A 10,101-nucleotide genomic window follows, 5' to 3' on the forward strand; every position below is an offset into this window, starting at 1 on the left:
AGGTGCCGCTCGGACACGTCGGCCGCCACGGCCACGGCCTTGCGCGTCATGCCGCGGCGCGAGCGCAGGGTGCGCACGCGCTCGCCCAGCGCCACCAGAAAGGGGTTTCTCGCTTCCTCGTTCAGGGGGGCGAGGTCCGCAGGTCGGGCGGTGGCCATCACGCCGGAATCGGCTGCATCCATGGGTGTGCCTGAGCTTTCAAACAGGGTCATCGGGTTCGGGAAAAACTGGCTGGGGCTTGCCAAGCAACGCGACATGCACTTTAATGCACATCTCGGCGCACGCAAGATAGTGCATTTATAGCGCCATTCTCCACCCACGAACAGCCTTGGCAGTTCGCCACCGAATTCACGCACCATGACAACCACCCCCCTGCTCCCCAACCACCTCGGCGGCCAATGGGTGACCGGCTCCGGCGCGGGCACACCGTTGTTCGACCCGGTGCTCGGCACCGAACTGGCGCGCGTGAGCAGCGCCGGGCTCGATCTCTCCACCGGCTTTGCCTTCGCCCGTGACCAGGGCGGCGCGGCCCTGCGTGCCCTGAGCTACGGTGAGCGCGCCGGCTTGCTGGGGGCCATCGTGAAAGTGCTGCAGGCGAACCGGGACGCTTACTACGAGATCGCCACCGCCAACTGCGGCACCACCACCAAAGACTCGGCGGTCGACATCGACGGCGGCATCTTCACCCTGGGTTACTACGCCAAGCAGGGCGAGGCTTTGGGCACTGCACGTGCGCTGCTCGACGGCGAGCGCATCCGCATGGGCAAGGATCCGGTGTTCCAGACCCAGCACATGCTCAACCCCACGCGCGGCGTGGCGCTGTTCATCAACGCCTTCAATTTCCCGAGCTGGGGTCTGTGGGAAAAGGCCGCGCCCGCGCTGCTCTCGGGCGTGCCCGTGATCGTGAAGCCCGCCACCGCCACTGCCTGGCTCACGCAGCGCATGGTCAAGGACGTGATCGACGCCGGCATCCTTCCGCCGGGCGCGCTTTCAGTGGTCTGCGGCTCGTCCGCCGGCCTGATGGACCAGTTGCAGCCCTTCGACGTGGTGTCGTTCACCGGCTCGGCCGAGACGGCGCGCATCATCCGCAGCCACCCGGCCGTGGCCGAGCGTTCGGTGCGTTGCAACATCGAGGCCGACAGCCTCAACAGCGCCCTGCTCGACCCAGCGGCCACGGCTGACAGCGAAGCCTTCAACCTGCTGGTGAGCGAGGTGGTGCGCGAGATGACGGTGAAGGCGGGCCAGAAGTGCACCGCGATTCGCCGCGTGTTCGTGCCGCGCGTGCTGTACGACGCCGCCGCGAAGGCCATCGGCGCCAAGCTCGCCAAGACCGGCGTCGGCAACCCGCGCAACGAAACGGTGCGCATGGGCTCGCTGGTGAGCCAGGAGCAGAAGGCCAGCGTGCTCGAAGGCATCGCCAAGCTGCGCCTTGAGGCCGAGGTGCTGTTCGACGGCAACGGCGCCGCACTGGTGGACGCCGACGCATCGGTGGCCGCCTGCGTTGCGCCCGTGCTGCTGGGCTCGCGAGAGCCTGCAAAAGCCAAACTGCTGCACGAGGTGGAAGTGTTCGGCCCGGTCGCCACGCTCATGGCCTATGACAGCGAGACCCAGGCTCATGAACTCATCCGCCGCGGTGAGGGTTCACTGGTCTGCTCGGTCTACAGCGCCGACCCGGCCTTCATCGCCCGCGCCGCGCTCGAACTCGGCTCGGCCCACGGCCGTGTGCACGCGATCTCGCCCGACGTGGCGGCCAGCCAGAGTGGCCACGGCAACGTGATGCCGATGTCGCTGCACGGTGGCCCCGGCCGCGCCGGTGGCGGTGAAGAACTCGGCGGCCTGCGCGCGCTGGGCTTCTACCACCGCCGCAGCGCCGTGCAGGCCAGCAGCGCCGCGCTGGACGTGTTGGCGGCATCTGCCGTACCGTTCAAGGTCTGACACCCGATACCCGCAGAGGAGACAAACCCATGACCACCACCGTCGCGCCGCCACCCGAGCGCTTCAACTTCGCGCGCCACCTGCTGGAGCTCAACACCGGCCGCTCCAGCAAGAACGCACTCACCGACGACCAGGGCACGCTGACCTACAGCGAACTCGCCGACCAGGTGCGGCGTTTTGCCGGTGCGCTGAGCACACTGGGCCTGCGCCGCGAAGAGCGCGTGCTGCTGCTCATGCACGACAGCAGCGACTGGGTGGTGGCCTTTCTCGGCGCGCTGCACGCTGGTGTGGTGCCGGTGGCGGTGAACACGCTGCTGACCGCACAGGACTACGCGTACATGCTGGCCAACAGCCGCGCGCAGGCTGCCATCGTCTCTGCCGCACTGCTGCCCACACTGCAGACCGCGCTGGCCTCGCAGCCCACGGAAGTGAAACACCTGATCGTCTCCCGCGCCAGCGAGGCCTTGCCGGCAGGCGCGCACGGCTTCAGCGCCCTGGTGGCCAGCAGCCCGCCCGCCGTGGCGGCCGACACGCACGGCGACGAGCCCGCGTTCTGGCTTTACTCCAGCGGCTCCACCGGCGCACCCAAGGGCACGGTGCACACCCAGGCCAACCTGTACTGGACGGCCGAGCTGTACGGCAAGGGCGTGCTCGCACTGCGGGAAAGCGACGTTGTGTTTTCCGCCGCCAAACTGTTCTTCGCCTACGGCCTGGGCAACGCCCTGAGCTTCCCGCTGAGCGTGGGCGCCAGCGTGGTGCTGATGGCCGAACGGCCCACGCCGCAGGCCTGCTTCAAGCGCTTCACCGAGTTGAAGCCCACGGTGTTTTACGGCGCACCCACCGGCTACGGCGGCATGCTCGCCAGCCCCGACCTGCCGAAAAAAAGCGAGGTCGCGTTGCGCCTGTGCTCCTCGGCTGGTGAAGCGCTTCCGCAAGACATTGGCCAGCGCTGGACGAACCACTTCGGCGTGGAGATCATCGACGGCATCGGCTCCACCGAGATGCTGCACATCTTCTTGTCCAACCGCCCCGGCGACGTGCGCTACGGCACCACCGGCAGGCCGGTGCCGGGCTACGAGATCGAGCTGCGCGGCGAAGACGGCACGCCCGTGCCCGACGGCGAGATCGGCGATCTGTACATCAAAGGCCCGAGCGCTGCGCTGATGTACTGGAACAACCGCGCCAAGTGCCGCGACACCTTCCAGGGCGGCTGGACCAAGGCCGGCGACAAGTACACGCGCGATGCCGACGGCTACTGCACCTACGCCGGGCGCAACGACGACATGCTCAAGGTCAGCGGCATCTACGTGAGCCCGTTCGAGGTGGAAGCCACGCTGGTGCAGCACCCGGCGGTGCTGGAGGCCGCCGTGATCGGCAAAACCGACGCCGACGGTCTGACAAAAACCAAGGCTTTCGTGGTGCTCAAGAGCGGTGTGCAAGCCACCGAGGCCGAGCTGCAGGCCTTCGTGAAGGAAAAGCTGGCGCCCTACAAGTACCCCCGCTTCATCGAATTCCTGCCCGAGCTGCCGAAGACCGCCACCGGCAAGATCCAGCGCTTCCGCTTGCGCGAACGCGAGGCGCCCAACGCCTGATGCCAGGCGCCTGAATCAGCCCACCTCCAGCGTCGTCAGCCCGTACAGCCTCGAGAGCGCCAGTTGGGGCGCCGGGCCACGGTACATGCGTGCGGTGGGAAACGTGGCGTCCATGCCCTGACTCAGGGCCAGCCGGGTGGCCAGCAGGTTGCACTCGGGCACGTCCATGAACACCGGCTCGTCCTTGCGCACCCGCGCGCACAGCGCCTCGAACAAGGCCTCGGCAATGGCCGGGGTGTCGGCACACAGGGGTGCGAGCTTGTAGCCTTCCTGGCAAGCCCGCATGACACCGTAGCCCCGCAGTTCGCCGCCCTCCCACCAACCCAGTGCGTGGCTCTGCGGCATTTGCACCCAGGCCTGCAAAAACACCGGGCGCGCGACCGGGTGAAAGGGCCGGTCGTAAGCGGCCAGCCGCTCGAACGGCAGCGAAGCAATCGACACCACCCGGCGATCCTGCGCAACCGACTCGCGGCCCCACCCCTTGTAGCGCACGTTGTACCAAGCCAGCTCAAAACCGCTGCGACGGTAGTTGTCCTGCTGCGCCACCACGCCGTCCAGGCCGACGACGCGGCCCTTGACACGGTCCAGCGCCGCGTTCCAGAGGGCCAGACCCAGCCCATGGCGTCGCAGGGTCGGCTCCACCATGTAGAAGCCGATGAATCCATGGCTGTCGCCGTAGCGCACGCAGGCGATCGAGGCCACCGGCCGTTCACCGAGCCAGCCCATGAAAAAGCCCTCGGGATCGATGCCGTGGAACGGGTCCAGGTCGTGCAGTCCGGGGTTCCAGCCTTCGCGTGCGGCCCAGCAAATGGCTGTGGACAGGTGGCCGCGGGTCATGCGGCGAATCTCGTAAGACGCGAATGGCAAGGTGTGCTCCAGGGGGTATATGGCATCACATCGCAAACCCAACGGCCACGCCATACTTCATTGGCAGTACTTTGTTGGCGGTTCAGGCGCAAAAAAAGCCGGCGATGAGCCGGCTCTGGTGGGAGAAACGATCGGCTGGCCGATTCAGGTTTCCTTGGAAATCTTGATGCTTGGAAACTTGTTCGAGAAGTCCTTGGCCTTGGCCGCGATCTTGATTGCCAGCTGGCGCGCGACCGACTTGTACAGGCCGGCGATCTCGCCGTCGGGATCGGCCACCACGCTGGGCATGCCGCTGTCGGCCTGCACGCGGATGCTCATGTTGAGCGGCAGCGCCCCCAGGTAGTCCATGCCGTACTCGGCCGCCATGTTCTTGCCGCCGTCGGCACCGAAGATGTGCTCCACGTGGCCGCACTTCTCGCACACGTGCACCGCCATGTTTTCCACGATGCCCAGGATGGGCACACCCACCTTCTCGAACATCTTGATGCCCTTGCGCGCGTCCAGCAGGGCGATGTCCTGCGGCGTGGTCACGATCACCGCGCCCGTGAGCGGCACCCGCTGGGAGAGCGTGAGCTGGATGTCGCCGGTGCCCGGGGGCATGTCGACGATCAAATAGTCGAGGTCTTTCCAGTTGGTCTGGCGCAGCAGTTGCTCCAGCGCCTGCGTGGCCATGGGGCCGCGCCAGATCATGGCTTCGTCGCGGTCGATCAGGAAACCGATCGAGATCACCTGCACGCCGTAGTTCTCCAACGGCTCCATGGTCTGGCCGTCCGCGCTCTCGGGCCGGCCTTCCACGCCCATCATCATGGGCTGGCTCGGGCCGTAGATGTCGGCATCCAGAATGCCGACCTTGGCGCCTTCGGCCGACAACGCCAGCGCCAGGTTGACCGCTGTGGTGCTCTTGCCCACCCCGCCCTTGCCCGATGCCACGGCAATGATGTTCTTCACATTGGGCATGACCTGGACACCGCGCTGCACCGCATGCGCCGTGATCTTCATGGTCATGTTGACCGAGACGTTCTCCACGCCCGCCACCGACTTCGCCGCGCTGATCAGGGCCTTGCGAAACCCGGGCATCTGGCTCTTGGCCGGATAACCCAGTTCAACGTCGAAAGACACATCGCCGTCCTGCGTCTGCAGGTTTTTCAGCGCCTTGCTGGTGACAAAATCGCGTCCGGTGTTCGGATCGGTGACGGCTTGCAGCGCGGTCAGGAGCGCCTGGGAATCAACGGGCATGGGGAACTGGCTCCAGTGGGGATGGGGGTATCGGTTCTTGCGAACGGGCTGAAGTCTAACGCCCCACCCTGACCGGGGTCATTCACACAATCGCCATGAGGACATAGACAGGCCAACGCCCTAAAATCGCCGGTTCCCCAGAAGAAAGCCCATCCCATGAGCCAGCGACGCCTGTTCGTCACCACCGCCCTGCCCTACGCCAACGGCCACTTCCACATCGGCCACATCATGGAATACATCCAGGCCGACATCTGGGTGCGGTTCCAGCGCATGCAGGGCCATGAGGTGCACTTCGTCTGTGCCGACGACGCGCACGGCGCGCCGATCATGATCGCGGCCGACAAGGCCGGCAAAACACCGCAGCAGTTCGTGGCCGACATCGCGGCCGGCCGCAAGCCCTACCTCGATGGCTTTCACATCGGCTTCGACAACTGGCACAGCACCGACGCGCCCGAGAACCACGAGCTCGCGCAACAGATTTACCGCGACCTCAAGGCCAACGGCCTGATCGAGACGCGCACCATCGAACAGTTCTTCGACCCCGAGAAGAACATGTTCCTGCCCGACCGCTTCATCAAGGGCGAGTGCCCGAACTGCCATGCCAAGGATCAGTACGGCGACAACTGCGAGGTCTGCAGCAAGGTCTACAGCCCGACCGATCTGATCAACCCCTACTCCGCCCTGTCTGGCGCCAAGCCGGTGCTCAAGCAGTCCGAGCACTTCTTCTTCAAGCTCTCCGACCCACGCTGCCTGGCGTTTCTGGACCAATGGACACAAAGCGGCGCGGTGCAGCCCGAGGTGCTCAACAAGATCAGCGAGTGGATCGAGCCGGGGGAAGACGGCAAGCCCAAGATGGGCGACTGGGACATCAGCCGCGACGCGCCCTACTTCGGCATCGAGATCCCGGACGCACCGGGCAAGTACTTCTATGTGTGGCTGGACGCGCCCGTGGGTTACCTCGCCTCGCTGAAGAACTGGTTCGGCAAGACGGGAGGCGACTTCGACGCGTTCATGGCCGACCCGACCACCGAGCAGTTCCACTTCATTGGCAAGGACATCATCACCTTCCACACGCTGTTCTGGCCCGCCATGCTGCAGTTCAGCGGCCGCAAGGTACCCAATGCGGTGTTCGTGCACGGCTTCCTCACCATCAACAACGGCGAGAAGATGAGCAAGAGCCGTGGCACCGGCCTGGACCCGCTCAAGTACCTGAGCCTGGGCATGAACCCGGAATGGCTGCGCTACTACCTGGCGGCCAAGCTCAGCAGCCGCAACGAAGACGTGGACTTCAACGCCGAGGACTTCATGGCCCGGGTCAACAGCGACCTGATCGGCAAGTACATCAACATCGCCTCGCGCGCAGCCGGCTTCATCGCCAAGCGCTTCGAGGGCAAGCTCGGCGAAGTCTCGGCTGACGGCGACAACCTGATCGACCACCTGCAGACCGCCGAGCCCTCGATCACGGCGCTCTACGCCGAGCGCGAGTACGGCAAGGCGCTGCGCGAGGTGATGCAGCTGGCCGACCGCGTGAACGCCTACGTGGACCAGAACAAGCCATGGGAGCTCGCCAAACAGGAAGGCATGGACGGGCGCCTGCACGACGTGTGCACCGCCTGCATCGAAGCCTTCCGCCTTCTCACGCTCTACCTGAAACCAGTGCTGCCTGCGCTCGCAACGAACGTGGAGGCCTTCCTTCAGGTCGAGCCGTTGCGGTTCACCGATGCGAGCCGCCTGCTGGGCGCCGGGCACACCATCAACGCCTACCAGCACCTCATGCAGCGCGTGGACGTGAAGCAGCTCGACGCACTGTTCGAACCGCCCCCCGCCCCAGCGGTGGAGGCAACCGTGCCCGGTGGCGAGCCGATCGCCGACACCATCACCATCGACGACTTCAGCAAGATCGACCTGCGCATTGCGCAGATCGTCAACTGCGAAGCGGTGGCAGGGTCGACCAAGTTGCTGCGCCTGACGCTGGACGTGGGCGAGGGGAACACCCGCAACGTGTTCAGCGGCATCGCCAGCGCCTACGCACCCGAAGATCTGGTGGGCAAGCTCACGGTGATGGTGGCCAACCTGGCGCCGCGCAAGATGAAGTTTGGCGTGAGCGAGGGCATGGTGCTGGCCGCCAGCCACGCCGACGAATCCGCCGAGCCGGGCATCCACATCCTCAACCCGTGGCCGGGCGCGAAGCCCGGCATGCGCGTCAAGTAAGTGGCCCCCACGCTCCCCCGCTGCGCGAGGTCCGCTGCCCCCCACGTGGGCTGATCCGCCTTGGGGCGGCCCGGCGGCGGATCGGCTATCGGTTGCGCTCCAGGTCCGGATCAGGCCCCGACATCGTGTTGATGACGCGCAAGTCCGGGTCGAAGACCACCGTGAACACCTTGGAGTCGCTCTGGTTGGGGCCCTGCAGGTAACGCCAGTCGTAATGCGTCTCGCGTTTGAGCGCATAGGTGGTGATCTTCATCGGTTTGCCCAGCATGCGGCGCACGTCTTCCATCGCCATGCCGGGTTTCACTTGCGCGAAGTTGCGTTCGGTGAGCACCTGGCGCAGCGCGGCCATGCGGCCGTCGGGGCCGATGGTGATCATGTAGTTCACGTGGCCGGCGGGCTGGCGGTTGTATTCGTAGATCTGCGCGCCGTCTTCGCCTTCCCACACCGCCTCGGGTGTGCCAAAGCGCTCCCGCACATCGGCTTCGGTGGACACACCTTCTTCAAGCTCACTGATGTTCTTCACGTCGCATGCCGCCAGCAGCGATGCCAAGGCCAGCAGGGTGCACAAGGATCCTTGACGAACGACATCGGTCAAACCACGCATGCGGACAACCTTTACAAGGGTGAAAAATTCAGTGTAAACCCGCAGTGTTTGAGGCCCGGACTGTCCGTTCCGCGAACCGTTGCCAAAGGTAACATTGCTCATGCTTCAAGGATTGCCGCCCCTCGCCCCGTTTCGTCCTCGGCTGATTCAAGACCTCAAGGGCTACAACCGGGACAAGCTGGCGCGTGACGTGGGAGCCGGCGCCACCGTCGGCATCGTGGCGCTGCCGCTGGCCATGGCCTTTGCGATTGCCAGCGGCCTCAAGCCCGACGCCGGGTTGTGGACGGCCATCATCGCGGGCTTCCTGATCTCGGCCCTGGGCGGCACGTCGATGCAGATTGGTGGCCCGGCCGGGGCCTTCATCGTCATCGTCTACGGCATCGTCGAACGCTACGGAGTGGCCAACCTCCTGATCTCCACCGCGAGCGCCGGCGTGCTGCTCTTCCTCATGGGCCTGTTCCGCCTGGGCACGCTGGTGCGCTATGTGCCGGTGACGGTGGTGATCGGCTTCACCAACGGCATCGCAGTGCTCATCGCCATGTCTCAGGTGCGCGATCTGCTGGGGCTGGACATCGAGAAGATGCCGGCGAGCTTCTTCGGCCAGATCGGCGCGATCACCAGCCACATCCAGAGCGTCAATCCCTTCGCACTCGGGCTCGGTGGCCTGTGCGTGCTGGGTCTGGTGGTGTGGCCGCGGTTGTGGGCGGTGGATTCGCAGTTCCGCCGCCAGCTCGAATCCATCGAAACGGTGAGTGCGCTCAAGGCCACGTCCCGCATCCCCGGCCCGGTGGTGGCACTGGTCACGCTTTCCCTGCTGGCCTGGCTGCTGAGCCTGCCGGTGGAGACGATCGGCACCCGGTTCGGCGGCATCCCGCAGAGTGTGCCCACCTTCGAGTTGCCCGACTTTTCCTGGGAAACCGTGCGCCTGCTGGTGACGCCCACGCTCACCATCGCGCTGTTGGGCGCCATCGAATCGCTGTTGTGCGCACGCGTGGCCGATCAACTGGGCGACGCACCCAAGCACGATCCCAATCAGGAACTCATGGCCCAGGGCATTGCCAACACGGTGGTGCCCTTCTTCGGCGGCATGCCGGCCACCGGCACGATCGCGCGCACGGTGACCAACATCCGGTCGGGCGCCGCCTCGCCGGTGGCGGGCATGGTGCATGCCATCGCGCTGGCCGCGGTGGTGCTGCTGGCCGCGCCGCTGGCGTATCACATCCCGTTGTCCGTGCTGGCCGGCGTGCTGCTGTTCGTGGCCTGGAACATGGGCGAATGGCGCGAGTTCGCGCGGCTCAAGCACTTCAGCAACCACTACCGGTTGATGATGCTCTCCACCTTCTTCGTCACCATCGTCTTTGACCTCACGGTGGCGGTCGAGCTCGGGCTGGTGCTCGCGGTGGTGCTGTTCGTGCGCCGCCAGAGCGAGATTTTCCGCGCCGAACCGGTGGCGCGCACCGAGCAGCAGGCCACCTACAAGCTCTACGGTTCGCTGTTTTTTGGCGCCGTGGCCAAGATCGACCCCATCGTGGCCGAGGTGGAGCGATCACCCACGCCCGTCAACGTGATGCTGGACGCCAGCCACATGATCTCGCTGGACACCACCGGGCTGGACGCGCTGGAGCAACTGCACAAGGCGGTGCACAAGCGCGGCGG

Annotated in this window: 7 protein-coding genes and 1 pseudogene; 4 read left to right on the plus strand and 4 right to left on the minus strand. The window is 65.8% G+C overall.

The genetic code is table 11. The features are described 5' to 3' along the window. Positions 1 to 158: pseudogene (locus IV113_RS24970) on the minus strand (transcriptional regulator); the annotation flags it as partial. 199 nt (positions 159 to 357) lie between these two features. Here IV113_RS24970 and IV113_RS24975 point away from each other — a divergent pair. Together IV113_RS24975 and IV113_RS24980 are read left to right on the plus strand one after the other, a co-directional pair. Beyond that, a complete protein-coding gene (locus tag IV113_RS24975; protein ID WP_291090973.1) occupies positions 358 to 1,935 on the plus strand; it encodes a 3,4-dehydroadipyl-CoA semialdehyde dehydrogenase in 1,578 nt (525 codons plus the stop codon). A 29-nt stretch (positions 1,936 to 1,964) separates the two neighbouring features. Beyond that, the gene (locus IV113_RS24980; RefSeq protein ID WP_291090975.1) at positions 1,965 to 3,527 is read left to right on the plus strand and encodes a benzoate-CoA ligase family protein; all 1,563 of its coding nucleotides are present in this window, start codon (positions 1,965 to 1,967) and stop codon (positions 3,525 to 3,527) included. 15 nt (positions 3,528 to 3,542) lie between these two features. On the opposite strand, the gene IV113_RS24985 is transcribed toward IV113_RS24980, so the two are convergent. Next, a complete protein-coding gene (locus IV113_RS24985) occupies positions 3,543 to 4,394 on the minus strand; it encodes a GNAT family N-acetyltransferase (protein ID WP_291090977.1) in 852 nt (283 codons plus the stop codon). A gap of 144 nt (positions 4,395 to 4,538) precedes the next feature. Next, entirely contained in the window at positions 4,539 to 5,630 is a 1,092-nt protein-coding gene (gene apbC / locus IV113_RS24990) for an iron-sulfur cluster carrier protein ApbC (protein WP_291090979.1), read from the minus strand. 156 nt (positions 5,631 to 5,786) lie between these two features. Between apbC and metG the strand changes: the two genes are divergently transcribed. Then, the gene (metG, locus tag IV113_RS24995) at positions 5,787 to 7,841 is read left to right on the plus strand and encodes a methionine--tRNA ligase (protein WP_291090981.1); all 2,055 of its coding nucleotides are present in this window, start codon (positions 5,787 to 5,789) and stop codon (positions 7,839 to 7,841) included. Positions 7,842 to 7,926: 85 nt separating this feature from the next. Here the strand turns inward: metG and bamE are convergent, their stop codons facing one another. Continuing rightward, positions 7,927 to 8,445, minus strand: a complete 519-nt coding sequence (gene bamE / locus IV113_RS25000) for an outer membrane protein assembly factor BamE (RefSeq protein ID WP_291090983.1) — start codon at positions 8,443 to 8,445, stop codon at positions 7,927 to 7,929. Positions 8,446 to 8,545: 100 nt separating this feature from the next. Between bamE and IV113_RS25005 the strand changes: the two genes are divergently transcribed. Further along, positions 8,546 to 10,101 (plus strand): SulP family inorganic anion transporter (locus IV113_RS25005; protein WP_291090985.1); only part of this gene is annotated, 1,556 nt, incomplete at its 3' end.

The organism is Hydrogenophaga sp., assembly GCF_018780385.1.
In the GTDB taxonomy this organism is placed as follows: domain Bacteria; phylum Pseudomonadota; class Gammaproteobacteria; order Burkholderiales; family Burkholderiaceae_C; genus Hydrogenophaga.

Excerpts from the sequence above, each read along its gene's own strand:
- bamE (WP_291090983.1), bottom strand. The coding sequence starts at position 8,445 with ATGCGTGGTTTGACCGATGTCGTTCGTCAAGGATCCTTGTGCACCCTG.
- IV113_RS24975 (WP_291090973.1), top strand. The coding sequence starts at position 358 with ATGACAACCACCCCCCTGCTCCCCAACCACCTCGGCGGCCAATGGGTG.
- metG (WP_291090981.1), top strand. The coding sequence starts at position 5,787 with ATGAGCCAGCGACGCCTGTTCGTCACCACCGCCCTGCCCTACGCCAAC.
- IV113_RS24980 (WP_291090975.1), top strand. The coding sequence starts at position 1,965 with ATGACCACCACCGTCGCGCCGCCACCCGAGCGCTTCAACTTCGCGCGC.
- apbC (WP_291090979.1), bottom strand. The coding sequence starts at position 5,630 with ATGCCCGTTGATTCCCAGGCGCTCCTGACCGCGCTGCAAGCCGTCACC.